At 61.1% G+C, this 21590-nt stretch carries 24 protein-coding genes; all 24 read left to right on the top strand.

Going from position 1 to position 21590, the window contains the following annotated elements; genetic code table 11:
• Positions 1–9: 9 nt before the first annotated feature.
• The 24 genes from J3T95_RS02590 (at position 10) to J3T95_RS02475 (ending at position 21566) form a co-directional block, all read left to right on the top strand.
• A complete protein-coding gene (locus J3T95_RS02590) occupies positions 10–1134 on the top strand; it encodes a GuaB3 family IMP dehydrogenase-related protein (protein ID WP_220237270.1) in 1125 nt (374 codons plus the stop codon).
• 202 nt (positions 1135–1336) lie between these two features.
• Positions 1337–1891 carry a hypothetical protein gene (locus J3T95_RS02585; protein ID WP_220237271.1) on the top strand — a complete coding sequence of 185 codons (555 nt, stop codon included), beginning with the start codon at positions 1337–1339 and terminating at the stop codon, positions 1889–1891.
• Positions 1892–1929: 38 nt separating this feature from the next.
• Complete coding sequence (locus tag J3T95_RS02580; RefSeq protein WP_220237272.1) at positions 1930–3912, top strand: AMP-dependent synthetase/ligase; 1983 nt, start codon at positions 1930–1932, stop codon at positions 3910–3912.
• A 3-nt stretch (positions 3913–3915) separates the two neighbouring features.
• Positions 3916–4398, top strand: a complete 483-nt coding sequence (locus tag J3T95_RS02575) for a peptide deformylase (protein WP_220237273.1) — start codon at positions 3916–3918, stop codon at positions 4396–4398.
• A 225-nt stretch (positions 4399–4623) separates the two neighbouring features.
• Positions 4624–5493, top strand: a complete 870-nt coding sequence (gene rpsB, locus J3T95_RS02570; RefSeq protein WP_220237274.1) for a 30S ribosomal protein S2 — start codon at positions 4624–4626, stop codon at positions 5491–5493.
• Between the two features lie 51 nt (positions 5494–5544).
• Positions 5545–6399 (top strand): translation elongation factor Ts, encoded by an 855-nt coding sequence (tsf, locus tag J3T95_RS02565; protein ID WP_267450292.1) that lies wholly within the window; start codon positions 5545–5547, stop codon positions 6397–6399.
• 230 nt (positions 6400–6629) lie between these two features.
• Positions 6630–7385: a UMP kinase gene (pyrH, locus tag J3T95_RS02560; protein ID WP_267450291.1), complete on the top strand. Its 756-nt coding sequence runs from the start codon at positions 6630–6632 to the stop codon at positions 7383–7385.
• Between the two features lie 114 nt (positions 7386–7499).
• On the top strand, positions 7500–8054 hold the full coding sequence (gene frr / locus J3T95_RS02555; protein WP_029678900.1) for a ribosome recycling factor: 555 nt from the start codon (positions 7500–7502) through the stop codon (positions 8052–8054).
• Between the two features lie 25 nt (positions 8055–8079).
• Positions 8080–9069 carry a phosphatidate cytidylyltransferase gene (locus J3T95_RS02550; protein ID WP_220237277.1) on the top strand — a complete coding sequence of 330 codons (990 nt, stop codon included), beginning with the start codon at positions 8080–8082 and terminating at the stop codon, positions 9067–9069.
• A gap of 71 nt (positions 9070–9140) precedes the next feature.
• Positions 9141–10328 (top strand): 23S rRNA (adenine(2503)-C(2))-methyltransferase RlmN, encoded by a 1188-nt coding sequence (gene rlmN, locus J3T95_RS02545; protein ID WP_267450290.1) that lies wholly within the window; start codon positions 9141–9143, stop codon positions 10326–10328.
• 112 nt (positions 10329–10440) lie between these two features.
• Positions 10441–11217 (top strand): imidazole glycerol phosphate synthase subunit HisF, encoded by a 777-nt coding sequence (gene hisF / locus J3T95_RS02540; RefSeq protein ID WP_267450289.1) that lies wholly within the window; start codon positions 10441–10443, stop codon positions 11215–11217.
• 160 nt (positions 11218–11377) lie between these two features.
• Positions 11378–11791: a phosphoribosyl-AMP cyclohydrolase gene (gene hisI / locus J3T95_RS02535; RefSeq protein ID WP_267450288.1), complete on the top strand. Its 414-nt coding sequence runs from the start codon at positions 11378–11380 to the stop codon at positions 11789–11791.
• A 64-nt stretch (positions 11792–11855) separates the two neighbouring features.
• Positions 11856–13961: a tryptophan synthase subunit beta gene (trpB, locus tag J3T95_RS02530; protein WP_267450287.1), complete on the top strand. Its 2106-nt coding sequence runs from the start codon at positions 11856–11858 to the stop codon at positions 13959–13961.
• The gene (trpA, locus tag J3T95_RS02525) at positions 13961–14851 is read left to right on the top strand and encodes a tryptophan synthase subunit alpha (RefSeq protein ID WP_267450573.1); all 891 of its coding nucleotides are present in this window, start codon (positions 13961–13963) and stop codon (positions 14849–14851) included. The genes trpB and trpA overlap by 1 nt, the downstream gene beginning before the upstream one ends.
• Positions 14852–14888: 37 nt before the next feature.
• Positions 14889–15800, top strand: coding sequence for a prolipoprotein diacylglyceryl transferase (gene lgt, locus J3T95_RS02520; RefSeq protein WP_220237282.1), 912 nt, complete (start codon positions 14889–14891; stop codon positions 15798–15800).
• Between the two features lie 89 nt (positions 15801–15889).
• Complete coding sequence (rpe, locus tag J3T95_RS02515; RefSeq protein ID WP_267450286.1) at positions 15890–16555, top strand: ribulose-phosphate 3-epimerase; 666 nt, start codon at positions 15890–15892, stop codon at positions 16553–16555.
• 31 nt (positions 16556–16586) lie between these two features.
• Entirely contained in the window at positions 16587–16850 is a 264-nt protein-coding gene (locus tag J3T95_RS02510) for a phosphoribosyl-ATP diphosphatase (RefSeq protein WP_220237284.1), read from the top strand.
• 51 nt (positions 16851–16901) lie between these two features.
• Positions 16902–17753: an ATP phosphoribosyltransferase gene (gene hisG, locus J3T95_RS02505; RefSeq protein WP_267450285.1), complete on the top strand. Its 852-nt coding sequence runs from the start codon at positions 16902–16904 to the stop codon at positions 17751–17753.
• A gap of 4 nt (positions 17754–17757) precedes the next feature.
• Positions 17758–18381, top strand: coding sequence for a CDP-alcohol phosphatidyltransferase family protein (locus J3T95_RS02500; RefSeq protein ID WP_220237286.1), 624 nt, complete (start codon positions 17758–17760; stop codon positions 18379–18381).
• Complete coding sequence (locus J3T95_RS02495) at positions 18374–19330, top strand: DUF881 domain-containing protein (RefSeq protein WP_267450284.1); 957 nt, start codon at positions 18374–18376, stop codon at positions 19328–19330. The genes J3T95_RS02500 and J3T95_RS02495 overlap by 8 nt, the downstream gene beginning before the upstream one ends.
• 1 nt (position 19331) lies before the next feature.
• On the top strand, positions 19332–19664 hold the full coding sequence (locus tag J3T95_RS02490) for a small basic family protein (RefSeq protein WP_015021764.1): 333 nt from the start codon (positions 19332–19334) through the stop codon (positions 19662–19664).
• Between the two features lie 5 nt (positions 19665–19669).
• The gene (locus J3T95_RS02485) at positions 19670–20506 is read left to right on the top strand and encodes a DUF881 domain-containing protein (protein ID WP_267450283.1); all 837 of its coding nucleotides are present in this window, start codon (positions 19670–19672) and stop codon (positions 20504–20506) included.
• 6 nt (positions 20507–20512) lie between these two features.
• Entirely contained in the window at positions 20513–20956 is a 444-nt protein-coding gene (locus J3T95_RS02480) for an FHA domain-containing protein (RefSeq protein ID WP_267450282.1), read from the top strand.
• Between the two features lie 13 nt (positions 20957–20969).
• Positions 20970–21566 (top strand): MerR family transcriptional regulator, encoded by a 597-nt coding sequence (locus J3T95_RS02475; protein ID WP_416378732.1) that lies wholly within the window; start codon positions 20970–20972, stop codon positions 21564–21566.
• Positions 21567–21590 lie beyond the last annotated feature (24 nt).

Raw genomic sequence — 21590 nt, 5'->3', positions numbered from 1 at the left:
CTGGCAGGTATGACACAGGAAATCGAAATCGGTCTCGGCAAGAAGGCCACGGTGGCCTATACGCTCGATGATGTCTCCATACTCCCATCAAGAAGGACCAGGGATCCCCAGGATGTGTCCACGGCCTGGCAGGTGGATGCCTACGAGTTCAACCTGCCTCTTCTGGCGGCGCCCATGGACTCGGTGACCAGTCCGGAGACGGCCATTGCCTTGGGACGGTTGGGCGGACTGGGCGTGCTGGACTTGGAGGGTTTGTGGACCCGATACGAGGATCCGCGCCCTCAGCTGGATCAAATAGCCCATGCCTCGCCGGAGCAGGCTACCGGAGTCATTCAGGAGGCCTACCGTGAGCCGGTCAAGGCGGAACTGATCACCCGCCGTCTACAGGAGATTCGCAAGGCCGGGGTCACGGTGGCCGGTGCCCTGTCGCCTCAGCGCACCCAGGAGTTCTACGCTACAGTGGTCGATGCGGGCGTGGATCTCTTCGTGATCCGCGGCACGGCGGTCTCGGCTGAGCATGTCTCCACCAGTCATGAGCCTTTGGATTTGAAGAAGTTCATCTACGATCTGGACGTTCCGGTCATTGTTGGCGGGGCTGCTACCTACCAGGCTGCCCTGCATCTGATGCGCACGGGTGCTGCCGGGGTGCTGGTCGGGTTCGGCGGGGGAGCCTCCTCTACTGACTCCGCCACCATCGGAATTCAGGCTCCTATGGCCACGGCCATCTCGGATGTAGCCGAGGCGCGTCGCGACTACCTGGACGAGTCCGGTGGCCGCTACGTTCAGGTCATCGCCGACGGGGAGACCGGCACCTCGGGGTCCTTTGTCAAGGCTTTGGCTATGGGGGCCGATGCGGTCATGCTGGGCACGCCTCTGGCCAAGGCCATGGAGGCTCCCGGTCAGGGCATGCACTGGGGGGCCGAGGCACATCATCCTGAGCTGCCAAGGGGTCGCAGGGTCCAGGTTGGCCAGGTGGGGAGCCTGGAGCGCATACTCTTCGGACCCAGCGATCGCACCGATGGCAGCCTGAACCTGATCGGGGCCCTGCGCCGGGCCATGGCCTCCACCGGCTACGTGGATGTCAAGAACTTCCAGAAGTGCCGCGTGGCGGTGACTTCTGCTCCCCGCTGCTAAGCCGGACAGGGCATTCAAAGCCTATTTATCCACAATCGGTATCAAGGCCGGTTCAGGTTGACCACATTCCTGAACCGGCCTTTACATTGCCTCAGCGCATTCTTACTCTGGACGTAATCGCTGTCGTTGCGTCGGTCGCCCAGTGCACCTCGCCGGCATGATAGGGGGGGGGACAAGCACATCGAAGTGCGAGGAGACAAGTATGACGGAGTACATGGATCTGGCGCCGACCTGGGATGGGAATCAGGCTGTCGGGGATTCGACAGAAAAGGACGTTGGCGGCTGGTGGCCGTCTACCTCTGCTCAGGTGCCGCTGGGACTTGGGGACATCAATCTGACAGTGCGCACTGTCAACTTCGTTCGGCCGACAGATACTGACGGGCATGAGGGGCTGACGGGTGATCTCAAGCGGATTCTGGTCAACCTGTGTGCGTTGGCATCCAGGGTCTTCGATGTGCTGCGGGGCCGTCTGCCGATGAAGAGTCTGGACCGCGTGCTCAACCGCGTCTGCATGGAACGGCTGGCTATGCTGGCCCAGCTGATGCGTGATCGGCATCTGGGCATGGTTCGCACGTCGGATCATGTCGGCCTGGCTTACCTGCCACTAATTCCTAAACTGGTCGAGCTCTACGGCGTGGACTGCGACCGGTACGAAACGACCATCGGATTCCTGGTCGGCGAGCGCACGGTGCTGACCAACCTGATCGTTGTCAGAAGCGGTTCGCGCTGGCTCTGTGTGCGCTTCGACATTGGCTAGGCGACGGATTTGGCGGGTTGACCCATATGATGGTGGGTATGTTGCGTGAATTTACGGTCGAGCTTCAACACCCGACGACGGACAAGGACACCATCTATTCACTCCTGGCAAAACGCACCGCCCGCGACCCTGAGGAGCTGGTTGCCCAGTGGCAGGATCCCATGACCAGAAACTGGCACGATGTCAAGGCCGGGCAGATGTCCGCACGGGTTCGCGCTGTGGCCAAGGGCATGATGGCCCTGGGCGTGGAAAAGGGCAGCACCGTGGTCATCTATGCCTCCACCAGCTATGACTGGGGGGTCACGGACTTCGCCTGCGCCGCCATCGGGGCGGTCTCGGTACCCATCTACGAGACCGACTCGCCCAGCCAGGCCCAGAAGATCGTTCAGGACGTGGACTGCGTTCTGGCCTTCGCCGGCGACTCGGAGCATGCGCAGATTCTGGAGCAGGTTCGTGGGTCCTCGCCCAAGCTCAAGTATGTCTTCAATTTCGAAGCCGGGGGTCTGAACGCAGTCAGCGAATTCGGCCAGGGGATCGACGACGAGCGCCTTGACCAAGCCATAGCCCAGGTCAAGGCCGACGATCTGGCCACCATCGTCTACACTTCGGGTTCCACCGGGGAGCCCAAGGGCGCCATGCTCTCCAACCGGAACTTCGTCCACATCGTCTTCGTGGGCTGGGATGTGCTCTACCACATGCTGGCAGCGCCTTCCCGCCTGATGCTCTTCCTCCCCCTGGCCCACTGCTTCGCCCGCTACATCCAGTACGTGGCCATCGGCGCCCAAGGCGTGGTCGGATACGTCTCCAACGCCAAGCACCTGCTGACCGACCTGCGTACCTTCCGGCCCACCTACCTGCTGGGCGTGCCCCGTGTCTTTGAGAAGGTCTACAACGCCGCCTCGCAGAAGGCCGGCACAGGTCTGGCCGGCAAGGTCTTCGCCAAGGCCACCAGGCACTTCATCAAGTGGTCCAAAGACGAGCAGGAGGGGCGCGGCCACTCGCCGCTGACCCGCCTGGCCCACGCCTTCTACACCAAGACCGTCGGCAACACGATCGAATCGGCCCTGGGCTCCAACCTGAGCTACCTGGCCTGCGGCGGCGCGCCCATGAACGCCGACCTGGCCCACTTCTTCAACGGAATCGACGGGATCACCTTCATTCAAGGCTACGGGATGACTGAGACGGCAGCCCCCTGCATTGTCAACTTCGAGGATGCCAACGAGGTGGGGTCGGTCGGCCGCCCTGGCTCGGGCATCACAGTCAGGCTGAGCGACGACGACGAGCTTCTGGTCAAGGGCCCCAGCGTCTTCATGGGCTATTACCACCAGCCAGAGCTGGATTCCACCGTGCTCGATAAGGACGGCTGGCTGCACACCGGCGATCTGGCCCAGATCGACGACCAAGGCTTCGTCTTCATCACCGGTCGCAAGAAGGACGTCATCATCACCGCCGGCGGCAAGAATGTGAGCCCGGCTCCTATGGAGGATGTCATCAGCACCTGTCCGATTGTCTCCCAAGCCGTGGTCGTGGGCGACGGCAGGCCCTTCGTGGGCGCCTTGGTCACCCTGGATGCCGGCATGCTGAAGTCCTGGCTGGTCTCCCAGGGTCTGGACGCTGACATGAGCATGGAGCAGGCCAGCCATAATGATGCCATCCATGCCTTCATCCAGCAGTATGTGGACAAGGCCAACTGCAACGTCTCGCGGGCCGAGTCGGTGCGCAAGTTCCTAGTGCTGGACAAGGACTTCAGCCAGGAGGACGGCACCCTGACCCCCAGTCTGAAGGTGGTGCGCCCCGAGGTGCTTCGCCAGTATTCCGAACTTGTGGACAAGGTCCTCTATGCGCCCAGGACGTCAGCCAAGCCCGCCGCCAAGGAGAATGACATCGTCAGCAGGGCACGGACCACTGTGAGCGACTCCCTGGCCAGCATGACCGGACACAAGCGTGATGGTCGCCAGGAGGAGGAAGCAACCCCAGAGAACGAGAAGAACGGCCGCGACGGCCGGGATGACGAGGAGTAGGCAGTGGCGATTCGTACAATCAGAGTGGTTCCCGATCCGGTTTTGCGCACCCCCTGCGATCCTGTGACCAGCATCACCCCGGCTGTCCGCACTCTTGTGCGTGACCTGGTGGACACTGTCGACGACCCCGGCAGGGCAGGCCTGTCTGCCAACCAGATCGGCGTGGGCCTGCGCGTTTTCTCGTATAACATCGGCGGCAAGGTGGGCTACATCATCAATCCGGTCATCGATAAGACCTCCGGCGAGCAGTATGGCGAGGAGGGATGCCTGTCCCTGCCCAACCTCTGGTATCCGACCAGACGGGCCGACTACGCCCGGGCCCACGGCATCGATCTGGACGGTAAAACAGTGACTCTTGAAGGCCATGGCATTATGGGGCGGATGATCCAGCACGAGTGCGATCATCTGGACGGCCATGTCTATGTGGATCGGCTGGAGAGCGATGTCCGCCGCAAGGCCATGCAACAGCTGAGATCAACCAGGTAGGCAGAAGGAGAACACGATACCCGTGGTCATTGGCCTTGGGTATCATAGTAATCCGGCGTGTCATTGCGCATGTCCGCTGTCACGGGTGGACAGGCGCGCCAAGAGTATTCCCGAACGCACGCCGCGAATTCGCGCCATGTCCGCGACGTCCTGTGTCGGTCGGCTCCTCGGAGTTGCACGCAGGTGCACATGGCCAGGCAATAACCGACAATGAAAGGTACGGACATGGCACAGATCACCATGAGCGAAATGCTGAAGGCCGGCGTCCACTTCGGACACCAGACCCGTCGTTGGAACCCCAAGATGAAGCAGTACATCCTGATGGAGCGTAACGGCATCCACATCATCAACCTCTTCAAGTCGCTCGGTCTGATCGACCAGGCCTATGACTTCATCAAGCAGACCGTGGCCCACAACGGCACCGTGCTCTTCGTGGGGACCAAGAAGCAGGCCCAGGAGGCCATCAAGGCCCAGGCCACCCGGGTGAACATGCCCTACGTCTCCGAGCGCTGGCTGGGTGGCATGCTGACCAACTTCCAGACTGTGACCAAGCGGGTCGGCCGCTTGAAGGAGCTGGAGGAGATGGACTTCGACGACGTGCACGGCTCGGGGCTGACCAAGAAGGAGCTGCTGCTCCTTCGGCGCGAGAAGGACAAGCTGGAGCGTCAGCTGGGTGGCATCCGCAACATGAGCCGCACCCCTTCGGCCCTGTTCGTGGTCGACATCAACAAGGAGGCCCTGGCGGTCTCCGAGGCCAACAAGTTGGGCATCCCGGTCGTGGCTCTGGTGGACACCAACACGGATCCTGAGCTCGTCACCTACCCCATTCCTGCCAACGACGATGCCATTCGCGGCGTCGAGCTGCTGACTCGGCTCATGGCTGATGCCGTGGCTGACGGTCTGCTGGAGCGCTCCGGCAAGGCCGCCAAGACCGAGGAGGCCTCCGACCAGCCTATGGCCGAGTGGGAGAAGAACCTGCTGGAGAACAAGGACGGACAGCCGCAGGAACAGGGCCAGGAGGCCGCCCAGGCTCCCCAGGCCGAGCAGCCTGCGCAAGAGCAGCAGGAGACCCCCGCTGCCGATCAGGCCGCCTGAAACCTGGCGCCTAGATAGATACATCCAGGAAAGACCAGATAGGAGAGTTTCATGGCAAAAATCACCGCTGCACTGATCAAGGAGCTGCGTGATCAGACCGGCGCCGGCATGATGGACGTCAAGAAGGCCTTGACCGAGGCCGAGGGCGATATGGCCCGCGCCAAGGAGATCATCCGCGCCACCGGCATCCAGGCCGCAGGCGCCCGTGAGGGCCGCAAGGCTCAGGAGGGCCTGATCGCTTCCACCGTCGTCGAGGGTGGACAGGGTCAGATTGGCTATGCCGTCGAGCTCAACTCCGAGACCGACTTTGTGGCCAAGACCCCTCAGTTCGTTGAGTTCGGCCAGGAGGTCATCGGCGACGTGGCCAGGGCCGATGCCTCCAACGCCGAGCAGGTCGATGCTGCTCCATCCAAGTCCGGCACCGTCAAGGAGACTGTAGAGGAGGCCGGCGCGCTCTTCCATGAACACGTCAAGGTCGGCCAGGTGGCCCGGGTCGAAGGTCCCCGTGTCGAGATCTACGCCCACCGCAAGTCCGTGGAGATGCCCCCCTCCATCGTGGCCATGATCGCCACTGATGAGGCAGGCGCCCAGGTCGCTCATGAGGTGGCCCTGCAGATCTCCGCTATGAGCCCCAAGTGGCTCAGCCGCGAGGATGTGCCCGCTGACGTGGTGGAGTCCGAGCGTCGAGTGGCCACCGAGAAGTCCCAGGCCGAAGGCAAGCCCGAGAAGATCATTCCCAAGATCGTCGAGGGGCGTCTAAACGCCTTCTTCAAGGAGACCGTCCTGCTGGAGCAGCAGTACGTCAAGGACACCTCCAAGACCATTGATGACCTCTTCAAGCAGGCTGGCGGCAAGGCTTTGGCCTTCGCCCGTCTCGAGGTCGGCAAGGGCGACGAGGAGCAGTAAGCAGTCCGGCAATGTCTTAGGTCGTCTCGCCTGATCCTGCTTGAGTGGGTAGGCCGGACGGCCGGCATTAATGGCAGGGGAGCGGCTTCCATGGTCGCTCCCCTTCTTGTGTTTCGGGCTGATTCCCCGGGCCTATTACCTGGGTCTTCTCAAGGAGGTGTTGTCGCCCAGCCTCGATACCCTATTAGCGGCGTATTACGCACGTCATCATGTTTGGAGAAAGGGCTTTTATGACCGGATCCGATTCAGCGCAAAACCCAGCATCGTCTCGTCGTGTGCTGCTCAAGCTCTCCGGAGAGGCCTTCGGGGGAGGCGAGGTCGGCATTGACGTGCAGGTGGTCAAGCGGGTGGCCAAGGAAATCGTCCAGGCAGTGCAGAGCGGCGTGCAGGTCGCCATTGTGGTGGGCGGCGGCAACTTCTTCCGCGGAGCCGAGCTCAGCCAGGCCGGAATCGAGCGTTCGCGCGGCGACTACATGGGCATGCTGGGCACGGTCATGAACTGTCTGGCCTTGCAGGACTTCCTGGAGCAGGATGGTCAGGCCACCAGGGTGCAGACAGCCATCACCATGGGCCAGGTGGCCGAGCCCTACATCCCGCTTAAGGCCATCCGCCACCTGGAGAAGGGGCGCGTGGTCATCTTCGGCGCCGGATCCGGCATGCCTTACTTCTCAACCGATACCGTCTCCATCCAGCGGGCCTTGGAGATCCATTGCGTCGAGGTCCTGATGGGCAAGAACGGTGTGGACGGCGTGTACACGGCTGATCCGCACAAACAGACATCTGCGCGCATGTTCACCAATCTGAGCTACCAGCGTGCACTGGTGGACAACCTGGCTGTTATGGATGCGGCAGCGCTGTCCATGGCCCGGGACAACGACATGCCTATCCGTGTCTTCGGACTGGAGGGCGAAGGCAACGTGACCGGGGCGCTCAAAGGCCAGCGTCTGGGCACCCTGGTTCACGGCGGTCCTGATCGTACCCTGTGACTGGCTGCGGGCTCGTATCGCGCCGCTTGGCCCCCGTGGCCCCATGGCCGTAGAGTATAAGAACGACGGACCTTACGCGCACAGGCGGATGGTCTATACAGCAAGGAGCACATCATGACCACAGTGGTGGACCAGGCCGGAAGACAGATGGACAAGAGCATCGAGGCGACCAAGGAGAATTTCTCGGGAATTAGGACTGGGCGTGCCAACCCCTCCTTCCTCAACGACATCATGGTGGAGTATTACGGCACTCCCACGCCCATCAAGTCGCTGGCTTCCATAGGCGTCCCGGAGCCTCGCACTCTGGCCGTCACCCCCTTCGACCCCTCCCAGGCAGGCGCAGTCGAGAAGGCCATCCGCGACTCGGACCTGGGCGTCAACCCCAGCCGCGATGGCAACGTCATCAGGGTCACCATGCCCGAGCTGACCGAGGAGCGCCGCCGGGACTATGTCAAGCTGGCCAAGAACAAGGCCGAGGAGGGCAAGGTGGCTGTCCGCAACATCCGGCGCAAGGTCAAGGAAGAGCTGGAGGCTAAGGTCAAGGATGGCGACCTGGGTGAGGATGAAGGCAACCGGCTGCAGAAGGAGCTTGAGACCGTCACCAAGCAGAAGAACGACATGATCGACCAGCTTCTGGATGCCAAGGAGAAGGAGATTCTCGAAGTCTGATCCGCATGGGGAGGATCCACTGTATATGAGTACTAAGGAAAGCTCTGTCGAGACGGCCGGTCAGGATGCCGTCGCAACCCTGAATAAGCGGACCGGGCGTAACTTGCCGCAGGCGGTAGCCACTGGCGCGCTTCTGGTGGTTATCATCCTGGCCTGCATCCTGGTGCGCATCGATGCATTCATTTACCTGATTGTGGTTTTCATGACCCTGGGGCTCTGGGAGCTGAGGGTGGACTTTGCCACGGCAGGCCTGCATATACCGGTGGTCGAGCTCTGGATCTGCTCGGCGGCCACCATGCTGGCCTCCTTCTATGCGCCGGACCATGTGGCGGTCATGACAGCCGGAGTTTTGGTCACTGCCTTGGTCGGGGTTCTTGCGGCCACCCGCAACCACCGCCTGGGCGGTCGGCTGGTCAAGGCAGTGAATGCCAAGTTGTCGGGCAAGGATGCGCAGACCATGGCCGATGCCTCCTATGGCACCACAGGAGGGGAGAGCCGGTCAAGCAGCCTGGCCAATGTGGGCGTTACCCTCCTGACCGTTGTCTATATCACCCTCCTGGCCTGTCTGATAACCCTGCCCACCACCTTCGGTGGGCATCCTGCCGCGCACGCCTTCATGGTGATTTTCCTGCCTGCCTTAAGCGACATTGGCGGACTTCTCTTTGGCTCGATCTTCGGCAAGCACAAGATCTCGCCCCGTATCTCTCCTGGCAAGTCGCTGGAGGGGCTGGCAGGTTCCATGCTCTGCTGCCTGGTCGGCGCCCTGGTCATCTTTGCGGCTACCTACCCCATGGCGGATTGGGGACGGATCTGGTGGGTCGCCCTGCTCATGGGCATCATGGTCGGAGCCACAGGAACTCTTGGGGATCTGAGTGCATCCTTGATCAAACGCGACCTGGGGATCAAGGACATGGGCCACCTGCTCAAGGGTCATGGGGGGGTCCTGGACAGGGTGGATTCCATCCTCATGTCCGCACCGTTCATCACACTGGTTCTTTTGGTCACTGGTCTGTGACCGGAATCGATTGCAAGCGTATATTCATAGTTTTGTCAGATTGAATAGCTGATACAGGATGAGGTAGAGGCATGACAGACGTCGATTTGGCCGGTGCCGAGCCTGAGACCGGCATCACCCCCGGAGGCAAGGAAGGAGCTTTCAGGGATGTTCTGGCGGCAGACCATGCCCGACGAGGCAAGCCGCCGCGCCACTTTACGGACATGGACGAGCAGGAGCGTCAGGAGGTCTGCGCTCAACTGGGCCTGCCGAAATTCCGTGTCTCTCAACTGGCCAACCATTACTTCAACCATCTGTCCACCGACCCGGACGACTTCACGGACTTTCCCGCGGCCAGCCGCCAAGATTCTGCACGCCTCTTCTTCCCTGAACTGATAACCCCGGTCGCTGTTCAGAAGGCGGATCAGGGGACCACCGTCAAGACACTCTGGGAGCTCTTCGACGGGTCCAGGATCGAGTCTGTGCTCATGCGCTACCCCTCCAGGGCCACCCTCTGCATCTCCAGTCAGGTCGGCTGCGGCATGGGCTGCCCTTTCTGCGCCACAGGTCAGCTTGGATTGACGCGGAACATGTCGACTGGTGAGATTCTGGAACAGGTCAGGACTGCCTCCCAGATGATGAGGTCCGGACAGGTTGCCGGAGGTCCAGGTCGTCTGAGCAATATCGTCTTCATGGGGATGGGCGAGCCCATGGGCAACTACCGGGCTGTCCTGTCCGCCGTCAGACAGATCAGCGCTTTGCCCCCCAAGGGATTCGGTATTTCGGCCAGGAACATCACCGTCTCCACGGTCGGCGTGGTCCCTGGCATCCGCAAGCTGGCCAAAGAGGGGATTCCTGTCCGTCTGGCCGTTTCACTCCATGCTCCCAGCGACAAGCTGCGCGACGAGCTGGTTCCCATGAACCGCCGCTTCAACACCGCCCAGGTCCTGGATGCGGCCCACGACTACTACCTGGCCAGCGGCAGACGGGTCAGCATCGAGTATGCCCTGATGCGTGGCATCAACGACCAGGCCGAGCATGCCCACCTCCTGGCCAAGCGCCTCAACCACTACGGGGACGACTGGGCGCACGTCAACCCCATACCCCTGAATCCTATTGAGGGGTCTCGCTGGACTGCCTCCAGGCCCGAGGATGAGCAGAGCTTCCTGGACATTCTCCATAAGGCGGGCATCACTGCAACCATGAGGGACACACGAGGATCGGACATCGACGGCGCGTGCGGGCAGCTGGCAGCCAAGGCCGTCAAGCTTCAGGCCTGATTCAGCATTTTGCAATGCTCATGCCATAGTGCGGACACGCTATGGTTTCCGGACACTGCAGAAGCTAAAGTCGTTACTCAAACAAATCGGTTCAGGCAGGAAGGCAGGTCGCATGACGGTAGCGGTTCGTGTCATTCCATGCCTTGATGTCGACCAAGGCCGTGTGGTAAAGGGCGTCCATTTTAAGAATTTGCGCGATGCGGGCGATCCGGTCGAACTGGCTTCCGCCTACTACCAACAAGGCGCCGACGAACTGACCTTCCTGGATGTGACCGCTTCGGGCATTGGGCGAGCCACCATGGTGGACCTGGTCAAGAGCACTGCCGATCAGATCTTTATTCCGCTGACCGTCGGCGGAGGCGTGCGCACCCCGCAGGATGTCGATACCCTCCTGCGGTCAGGCGCCGATAAAGTCGGCATCAACACGGCAGCCATTGCCAATCCGCTGGTCATCGGAGACATCGCCCAGCGGTTCGGCCGACAGGTTCTGGTGCTCTCGGTCGATGCCCGCCGATCTGATGCACAGGGCATTACCTCGGGATATGAGGTGACCACCATGGGCGGCCGCCAGTCTGCCGGCATTGATGCCATCGACTGGGTCAAGCAGGCCCAGGAGCTCGGAGCCGGTGAGATCCTCCTCAACTCTATGGATGCGGACGGGACCCGTCGGGGATTCGATCTGGAGATGATCGCCGACGTGCGCAAGGCCGTATCCCTTCCGCTCATTGCCAGTGGCGGAGCAGGCAAAGCCGCCGATTTTCCTCCAGCTGTCAAGGCCGGGGCCGACGCGGTCCTGGCAGCTTCCGTCTTCCATTTTGGACAGGTGTCCGTCAAGGATGTCAAGCAGGCGCTCCATGCGGCCGGGTATCCGGTTCGATGGCAGGCCTAACCATTCCCGCAGACAATTTTCGGCACTGCAAGGCGCATGGCTTTTACAGGCCCGTTGGCAGCCATCGTGAAACCATACCATACGAAGACAATCAACCGACAAGGTCATGTCGGACAATTCAGCTGAACCAGTTGGATGAATATAAGGAGGATGAGGATCAATGCCACAGTCTTCGAAGGACCAGGAAGTACGTTTGAATCCGGGCATAGCAGCCAGGCTCAAGAAGGATGCCAAGGGACTTGTGGCCGCTGTGGTCCAGCAGTATGACAGCCATCAGGTGCTCATGGTCGGGTACATGGATGAGGAGGCCTTGAGACGCACCCTGACCACGGGCAGGGTCACCTTCTGGTCCCGCTCCAGGCAGGAATACTGGCGCAAGGGAGATACCTCCGGGCACGTCCAATACGTCAAGGGCGTCAGCATCGACTGCGACGGGGACGCGTTGCTTATCGAAGTCGACCAGGTGGGAGCGGCCTGCCATACCGGACACAGGTCCTGTTTTGAAGCCGGAGGACCCTTGCCAGCGGTGCAAGGCAACCGTACGCAGGCACAAATGCGGAGCGAGGAAGGGTAATCCAGTGCAGAAAGACGCTAAGGTTGTGGCAGGGAACACACAGGAAACTGGAGGGAAGGGCTCTATGACCGTCTTGGATGAACTGGTGGCCGGCGCCGTAGAGGATGCAAGGAGCCGGGTACAGAAGATTCCCTTGGAAAGCCTCAAGCAACAGGTCAGGAGCATGAAGCGCAAACCCCTGGACACTGCGCGACTGCTCAGGGAGAGTGTCGGCATTCCAATCATCGCGGAAATCAAGCGTGCCTCGCCCTCCAAGGGGTACCTTGCCGACATCAAAAACCCCGCCGCCCTGGCCCGGCAGTATGCCAACGGGGGCGCTTCGGCCATATCGGTCCTGACCGAGGGCAGGCGCTTCCTGGGGTCCTTGGAGGATCTGCGGCAGGTCAGACAGGCCGTGGGCATTCCCGTGCTCAACAAGAACTTCATTGTTTCTGACTATCAGGTCTGGGAGTCCAGGGCCAACGGAGCGGATATGATCCTGCTGATTGTCGCTGCCCTGGATGACACCCGCCTCAAGCACCTGCTCGACCTAGCCGGGAGCCTAGGCATGACCGCCCTGGTCGAAACGCATGATCGCCAGGAGATCGAGCGGGCCATCGCGGCCGGTGCCAGGGTGATCGGCATCAACGCCCGGAATCTGAAGGACCTGAATGTTGACGTTGACCAGTATGCCCGGCTGGCTTCCAACCTGCCCAAGGATGTGGTCAAGGTGGCCGAGTCCGGAGTGTTTGGCACGGTCGAGTTGGAGCGGTACGCCCGTGCCGGGGCCGATGCGGTTCTGATAGGAGAAGGCCTGGTCACCTCCCAGGATCAGGAGGGTACCGTCCGCCTGCTGGTTCAGGCTGGTCACAGTTTCAAGGCCGCCGAGGCAAGGCCTCTGTCGACCCATGACGGTCCCTATTTCGGCCCCTATGGCGGACGTTTCGTACCTGAGGCCCTGGTTGGCGCCCTTGACGAGCTGGAGCGGGTTTACAAGGAGGCCAAGGCTGATCCGGCCTTTCGTGAGGAGTTGAACAGACTCAACAGGGTCTATGTGGGGCGCCCCTCGGCTCTGACGCCAGCTCCCAGGTTCGCCAAGCTGATCAGCGATCGGGTCGGCGGCCAAGTCAGGGTCTTCCTGAAGCGGGAGGATCTGAATCACACTGGTGCCCACAAGATCAACAACGCCTTGGGTCAGGGGCTTCTGGTCAAACGTATGGGCAAGACCCGCGTCATCGCGGAGACCGGCGCCGGTCAGCACGGTGTGGCCACGGCTACGGTCTGCGCTCTCCTGGGCTTCAAGTGCCGAATCTACATGGGGCAGATCGACGCCCGCAGGCAGGCCCTGAATGTAGCCAGAATGAGGATGCTGGGAGCCGAAGTCGTCGAAGTGGCCACCGGGACCAGAATCCTCAAAGATGCCATAAACGAGGCCCTGCGCGACTGGGTGACCAACGTGGAGTCCACACATTACCTGCTGGGCACGGTGGCCGGCCCCCACCCCTTCCCGACCATCGTCAGGGACTTTCAGAAGGTCATCGGCGAAGAGGCTTCCGCACAGCTTTCCGCATACGGCATCGACCATCCCGACGGGGTTGTGGCCTGTGTCGGCGGAGGCTCCAACGCCATCGGCATCATGAACACCTTCCTGGACGATTCCAGGGTCTCCCTTTATGCATACGAGGCCGGCGGAGACGGACCCAGCTCGGGCAAGCACGCCATCCGTCTGTCGCCAGGCACAGGACAAGTCGGCGTCTTCCAAGGGGCCAAGTCCTATCTGTTGGAGGACGACCAGGGCCAGACCATGGATACCTACTCCATCTCCGCCGGCCTGGATTACGCCTCGGTTGGACCTGAGCACGCCTGGCTGCACGACATGGGCCGGGTCAAGTATGACTATGCGACCGATCAGGAGGCCATGCAGGCTTTCAGTGACCTCTGCCGGACCGAGGGCATCATCCCTGCCCTGGAGTCCTCGCACGCCCTGGCTGGAGCCAGCAAGGCGGCCACCGACCTTCTGCGCAGGGGAATCAAGAATCCTGTCATTCTGATCAACATCTCAGGCAGGGGCGACAAGGATGTAGCCACGGCGGGCAGGTGGTTCGGGTACCTGTCCGAGCAGGAGGCCAGCGATCTGGAAGCCCAGGCCGGGCACAGCAAGAGCGATCAAGCAGAAGAGGAGGTCCGATGATGGTCAACCAGCAATGGCAATGGCAGAAAGCCCCCGTCCGGCCCGCTCAGCCAAGGGGGGTCAGCCGCACGCCCAGCCCGTTGGCGTCCACTTTGCAGGCCCTTCGCCAGCAGGGCAGGCCGGCATTCATCGGTTACTTCCCCTACGGATTCCCCGACGTGCCCACATCCTTGGAGGCCATGCGGGTCATGGTGAAAAGCGGGGTCGACATCGTCGAGATAGGACTGCCATACAGCGACCCGGTCATGGATGGCCCGGTCATCCAGGCAGCCAGCAAGTGCGCCATCGACAATGGCGTCAAGGTCGAGGGTGTCTTCGATGCTGTCCGTCAGGTCCAGGCAGATGGCGCAAGGGCACTGGTCATGAGCTACTGGAATCTGATTCTGCATCGCGGGGTAGCTGATTTTGCGCGGCGCATGGCCGAGGCCGGCGGGTCCGGGCTGGTCACCCCGGATCTAATTGTCGACGAATCCGGGGAATGGATAGAGCAGTCAGATCGGTATGGCCTTGATCGGGTCTATCTGGTCTCGCCAGACTCCACCGATGCGCGTCTGCAGCTCACCTCACGCGCTGCCAGGGGCTTCGTTTATGCGACCTCCCGGATGGGCGTCACCGGGGAACGAGCCAGCATGTCCACCTCTGCCCAGAACTTGGTGGCGAGGGTCAGGCTTGCTGGCGCCCCTTATGTATGCGTAGGCATCGGGGTTTCGACCGCCCAGCAGGCTTCCCAGGTCGGCGCATACGCGGATGGGGTCATCGTCGGCTCGGCCCTGGTCCACTGTCTTCTGGATGACGAGGGCAGGCCGCGGAAGGACCGCAGAAAGGCGCTGGAAACCCTGTCTGAGGTCTGCTCCGACCTACGCTGGGGCATCTCCCAGGCCAGGAAGTGAATGGTGCTGTAAGGCCCAGGGGCTAGATTGGGGCTTTATGACGCTTGCCTACATTCCATCGCCGGGAATATCCAGTTTTCAACTGGGGCCGGTCACTATCAGGTTCTATGCGCTGACCATGCTCCTGGCCATCATCGTGGCTGCCTGGATCACGGCCAGGCGCTGGAAGAAGGAGGGTGGCCGGACCGACCAGATTCTGGACATCGCCATCTGCGCAGTACCGGCCGGTATCGTCGGCGCAAGGCTCTACCACGTCATCACCACCCCTGAGCGGTATTTCGGAGCTAATGGCAACCCAGCAGACATCCTGCGCATCTGGCGCGGAGGCCTGGGCATCTGGGGTGCAGTTCTCCTGGGAGCTCTGGCAGCCTGGGCCTGGTGCCGCCACAAGAATTACCCGACCGCCCTGCTGGCCGACAGCGTGGCTCCTGCCCTTCTGGTGGCCCAGGCCATCGGGAGGCTGGGCAACTGGTTCAACCAGGAGCTCTACGGGGCTCCCACCATGCTGCCCTGGGGACTGAAGATCGATGCGGCAGGTTCCGCCATCGGCAGTAGCGAACAGTGCTATGACGGGGCCACCTGCCCGACCGGCACCCTCTTCCAACCCACATTCCTGTATGAGATGATCTGGAATCTAATCGGCGCGGCCCTCCTGGTCTGGATCGGTCACAAGGCGGTGAACGTCCTCAAGGCCGGCTCCCTCTTCGCCCTGTATGTCATGTGGTACACCCTGGGGCGCACCTGGATCGAGGCCCTTCGCATCGACTTCGCCCACGAATTCCTCGGGGTCAGAGTCAACGTCTGGGTGTCCATGACGGTCTTCTTCCTGGCGGCTGCAGCCTTCGTCCTCATAGCGCGCAAGGGCAAGCCGACCTCCCTGCTGTCAGAAAAGCTGAGGACCATCACCGAGCTCGAGGTGCGTCAGGAATCCGAAGCCCAGAACAAGTAGGGCAGGGTCGGCCACCCAAGGGTCGGGACCTGTGCAATTGAGCCACAAACCGGTGCCGCCGGTCTTCCGTACAACATAGACTAATCTCCATGAGCATTCAGATAGCACCCAGCATTCTTTCCGCCGATTTCGCCAACTTGGAGCGGGATCTCAAGGCTATTGCCAATGCCGATATGGTCCACGTGGACGTGATGGACCACCACTTTGTTCCCAACTTGACGCTTGGCGAGCCTGTGGTGGAGCGCATCTGCCAGGTGACCCACCTGCCGGTGGACGTCCATCTGATGATCGAGGACCCAGACCGCTGGGCTCCTGAATTCGCCAAGTTGGGTGTAGCCTCCGTCACCTTCCACACCGGGGCCGTCCATGCCCCGGTCCGTTTGGCCCGCCAGCTGCACGACATGGGGGTCAAGGCCTGCCTGGCCGTGCGCCCTGCCGAACCTGTTGAGCCGATCTTCGATATTTTGGATGAGTTTGACATGATTCTGGTCATGACCGTGGAGCCAGGCTTCGGCGGCCAGCAGTTCCTGGACAATCAGATGCCTAAGACCCGCCGCCTGCGTGACCAGATAACCGCCCGTGGCCTCAAGACCCACATCCAGGTCGATGGCGGGGTAAGCCCCACTACGGCCCCCATCGTGGCAGAGGCTGGAGCCGATGTCCTGGTGGCAGGCTCCGCGGTCTACGGCGCTGACGACCCGGCCAAGGCCATTGACCAGATCAGGCAGGCCGCACAGGTAAGCTACAAGGACTGACAGGTTTTGCAGGAAGAATGGAGATAGCCAGATGAAGACCTTCGATGGGTTGTTTGCAGAGCTCACAACCAAGGCCATGGAGCGCCCAGAAGGATCCTTGACTGTTGCCGAGCTGGATAAGGGCACGCATTTCATCGGCAAGAAGATCAATGAAGAGGCCGGGGAGACCTGGATCGCCGCTGAGTACGAGGGCAAGAAGCGGACGGCCGAAGAGATGAGCCAGCTGCTGTATCACATCCAGGTCATGATGATCGATCGGGGCATCACCCTGGAGGATGTCTACAGGTACCTGTGACTCTCAATCCCATCCCGCTGTAGATTCGCTTCCGCAATTAGGAGGTTGGCCGTGTTGAAGGTCGCGGTGCCCAATAAAGGCATGTTGTCCCAGCCCGCATGGAGGCTGCTGTCAGAGTCTGGCTACCGTCTGCGTTCCAACGACCGGCAGTTGGTCGTTGATGACGTGGACAACGGCATCCAGCTCTTTTACTTAAGGCCCAACGACATAGCTGTCTATGTCGGCCTGGGGACCATCGATCTGGGCATCACGGGGCGCGATCTTCTGCTGAACTCTGGCACCGGGGCTGTAGAAGTCATGCAGCTTGGATTCGGCGCGTCCGCCTTCAGGTTCGCCGCTCCGGGGACTAGCTCCATTAGGACCTTGCAGGACGTGGACGGCAGGCGGATCGGCACCACTTTCGACCGACTTCTTGAGGACTACCTGACAAGCAAGGGGCTCAAGGCCGAACTGATCCACTTGGACGGGGCAGTGGAGTCGTCAGTCCAGCTGGGAGTAGCCGACCTGATCGCCGATGTGGTCTCGACCGGCACCACCCTGCGCAATGCCGGGCTTCGGGTTTTCGGCGATCCCATTCTGAAGTCGGAGGGGATTCTCATCAGGTCGCCCCGCCTGGATCCGAATGATGAGCGGCTAGCGGTCATGTCCCGCAGGTTGGAGGGCGTGCTGACAGCCCGTCGCTATGTACTGATGGATTACGACATCCCGGTCGAGCGTGTAGCCATGGCTGTAGGCATCACGCCCGGGTACGAGTCGCCGACAGTCTCCTCCCTGCACGACAAGCAGTGGGCGGCTGTCAGGGCCATGGTCCCCAGGGACCAGGTGAACAACCTGATGGACCGTCTCTATGAGATCGGTGCGCGTGCCATCCTTGTAACAGCCCTTCAAGCTTCTAGAATGTAGTCGGATGGCACTGATCGATCGAATTTCACGCAGTAGGTACAGCCCTGAGCCGCGTTCCGTGATTCTCACTGTACCGAATCTCATCAGCCTGCTCCGCATCCTATCCATTCCTCTTATCGCCTATCTGGTAGCCAACCGGCATCTGATCATATCCCTGGTAGTGATGCTGATTTCGGCCCTGTCAGACGGTGTGGACGGGATCATTGCCCGCAGGTTCAACCAGGTCAGCAAGCTGGGGCAGATCCTGGACCCGGTGGCCGATCGTCTGCTCATTCTCTGCTCCGTCCTTGCCTTGAGCATCGCCTCCATCCTGCCCTGGTGGCTTCTGGCCCTCGTCGGTGCTAGGGATGTGCTCATGGGCCTGCTGGTTCTGGCGCTGGCCCAGCACGGCTATGGCCCTCTACCGGTCCACTTCGCGGGCAAGACCGGGACGGCCGTGCTCATGCTGGCCATACCTGCCCTGATTTTTGCGGATGTGGGCACGTCGGCCTTCTTCCGCTTCTTCCATCTGGTGGCTCTTGCAGCTGTGATCTGGGGTGTGGCGCTCTACTGGTTGGCCGGGCTGATCTACGCACGTCAGGGCATCGGACTGCTTTGCCAGGACCGTCAGGACGGTCATCATGACTGAGCTGCAAATGATGCCTGAATCCTTCCCTGTGCCGCCCGACCGTGCCCTGATTCACCGCCGGGCGGCTTTTTCGCATTCCACTGTTGGTTTGGAGCGCCACTATGTGGATCAGGAAAGTTCTGAGCCTGCCCAGGAGTCCACACGTCGGCGCATGGCCGATGAGTCCCTGAGGCTGATCGATGATCTGACCAACCGCCCCATGGATCCCATGTTCGAGGATGCCCGCCTGTTGCCCGCTGAGCGCCGATCACCGCTGAGCGTCTGGGTGAACAGGATCCTGGTCTTCGTCATCTGTGTGCTGGTCGGATTGGCCGGCACGGGCATAGTTCAGGTGCTGCACCGTGATCCGCGTCAGAAGGTGCGCGAAAAGCTGATTACCCAGGTAGAGGCGGTCAGCAAGCGTGCCAATGACCTTAACGGGCAGATTTCTGACCTCAACGGCAATATCGACACGCTTTCGGATCAAGTGGGCGGCCAAGGTCAGAACAGCACCCAGACGGCCGACGATCTGACTAACGGCACCAGCAGGGTGCAGGGCCAGGGCATCGCCATCACCCTGGCCAACCCCATAGCCTCCAAAGATGCCCAGGACAATGCTGATCAAATCAAACTGGTCACCGACCAGGACCTGCAGTGGTTTCTGACCAAGCTCTGGTCTGCGGGTGCCGAGGCCATCGCCATCAACGGCAATAGAATAGGAACGCAGACCGCCGTGCGCACGGCTGGCCAGACCATCCTGGTGGGGACCGCTTCCATCGAGGCACCATACAAGATCGAGGCTATCGGCGATCAGAGCGCCCTGTCTGATCTGATGGCCCGAAGCGATCTGCAAAGCCGCCTGCGTGACATGAAGAATGCGAACATCACCGTCAATGTGAACAAGCAGCGGCGTCTCAGCCTGAATGCTGTAGGTCTGCCTAATCTGTCCTATGCCGGAAGGAGTCATTGACATGTCGGCAATTCTTGGCCTGATCCTGGGCGTGGTGGCGGGCATATTCCTCAAGCCCGACATTCCCATCGTCCTGCAGCCCTATCTGCCCATTATGGTGGTGGCAGCCTTGGATGCATTGATGGGCGCGGTCCGTTCCTACTTCGAGCGCAGCTTCTCGGACCGGGTCTTCGTGGTCTCCTTCATCTCCAATGTGATCACCGCCACTCTTCTGGTCTTCCTGGGCAATCAGCTGGGTGTGGGCTCCCAGCTGTCCACGGCCGTCATCGTGGTCCTAGGCATCCGCATTTTCTCCAACGTCTCCGCTATTCGACGTTTCATTTTCAAGGGGTGAGCATAATGAGACACACCCTCATCAGGAAGAAGCGCGATGAACGGATGCCCGAGAGCATTCCGCCCAGGCGGCCTGGGCGGGTCAGGGCTCCATCCGACGATACGCAGACCGGCGCTTTCCCGGTGGTTCGTCGGCGGCCTCTGCGCACACTCAACTCCAATGCCACCCGGGTCAGGCTGGTCACCAGCGTCCTGGTGGCCCTTATGTGTGCGCTGCTGGGCTTCGGGTATGCCGTCCAGGTGCGCAATAACCAGTCCTCCTACCAGAGCCTGTCCGAGGAAGAGCTGGTGCGGGTGTTGGATGAGACCAGCAATCAGGTTGACAAGCTGGAAGAGCGCAAGAGCCAGCTCAACCAGCAGCTGACCTCCATCAAGTCTGCCGCCGACAAGCAAAAGGAGGCCGCCCGCATCTCCCAGCAGAACGAACAGAGCAGCGGCATCCTGTCCGGACGGCTGCCGGCCCAGGGCAGGGGAGTGGTGGTGACAGTCACCGAAGACAGCGACCGTGTGGATGCCTCGACCATGTTCAACCTGATCGAGGAGCTGCGCAATGCCGGGGCTGAGGTCATATCCTTCAATGATGTCCGGGTGGTCACCAACACCTATCTGCTGGATACCCGCACCGGCCTGCAGTGCGACCATGCCAAGTTGCACAGCCCCTACATAGTCAAGGCCATCGGGGACCCGGACAGCCTGCAGAATGCCATTCAGATAGCCGGGGGAGTGGGCTCGCGGATCAAGGTGCAATTCCATGCATCCGTTTCAGTGGACCAGTCCGATAGTGTCAAAATCGACCAGGTTCGACGCGTGCAGGACTATCAGTATGCAAAGCCTGTAGAATAGGCAATTATGACAGAACCTATTCCCACTGCAGGCGAGACGACCATCATCGGCATGCCGGCCCTGAATATTCCAGTCACCTCCAACGGTGACCGTCCACTGACCAAGGACGACCTGGAGACCATGGCCCGATTGCCCGAGGGTACGGCCCTGTTGATCTCTACCAGGGGAGCGGTGTCGGGATCACGCTATCTGCTGGACGAGGATCAGGTCAGCGTGGGCCGAGATCCAAAGGCGGACATTCTGTTGGACGACTCAACGGTCTCCCGGGCACACGCTATATTTGTACGGACCGATCATGGCTTCCGGGTTGAGGATACTGGCAGCCTCAACGGTACTTACGTCAACCGTGAACGCGTGGACCAGACAGACCTTCACAACGGCGACGAAATCATGATCGGCAAGTTCAGGCTGGTCTACTTCGATAATCGGGCAGTCATCTCCAAAAGCTGATAGGGGGCATGGCATGGCCGATGAGATGCCGACGCTGGTCCAGGGTGAACTCTTTTCGCCTGAGCAGGCCGAGGGGACGACCCGGGGCTATCGGGGAACGGTCGCGGCCAAGGTGGCTAGCATCACCTATCGGCAACTGGATTATTGGGCCCGAAAACGGATTGTAGAACCATCAATCAAGGCCTCGCATGGCTCAGGCTCCCGCAGGCTCTATTCCTTCAAAGATGTGGTCATCCTGGCCGTCCTCAAGCGGCTTCTGGATGCCGGTGTCAATCTGGTCAACGCTACGAGCACCGTGGCTTATCTTGAGCGTCGAACCGTGGGTCAGCTTGAGCATGTGACCGTGGTCTGTGACGGTGATCAGGTCACCGAATGCTCAGGCCCGGATCAGGTCTTTGGGCTGATGCAATCCGGGCGTGCAGTTTTTGCTATCTCCGTGGGCGCTATCTGGCACCGCATGGATCTGGATCTGCAGACCTGCGACCATGTGGATTTGACTACCGGACAGCTGACCCCAGGCTTGCCTGAGCAGCCTATTGACGAGCTGACGGCTATGCGCCTGCGCCAGCGTCTGGAGCACCAGCATGAGCAGCGTCAGCGGGCTGCATGAGCGGCCATGTGCGGCATAAGCAGG

It is taken from the genome of Bifidobacterium sp. B4079 (genome assembly GCF_026537385.1).
GTDB classification, from domain to species: Bacteria; Actinomycetota; Actinomycetes; order Actinomycetales; family Bifidobacteriaceae; genus Bombiscardovia; species Bombiscardovia asteroides_I.
The sequence above is the reverse complement of the archived record's forward strand: the minus strand, read 5'-3'. Positions and strand labels throughout refer to the sequence as shown.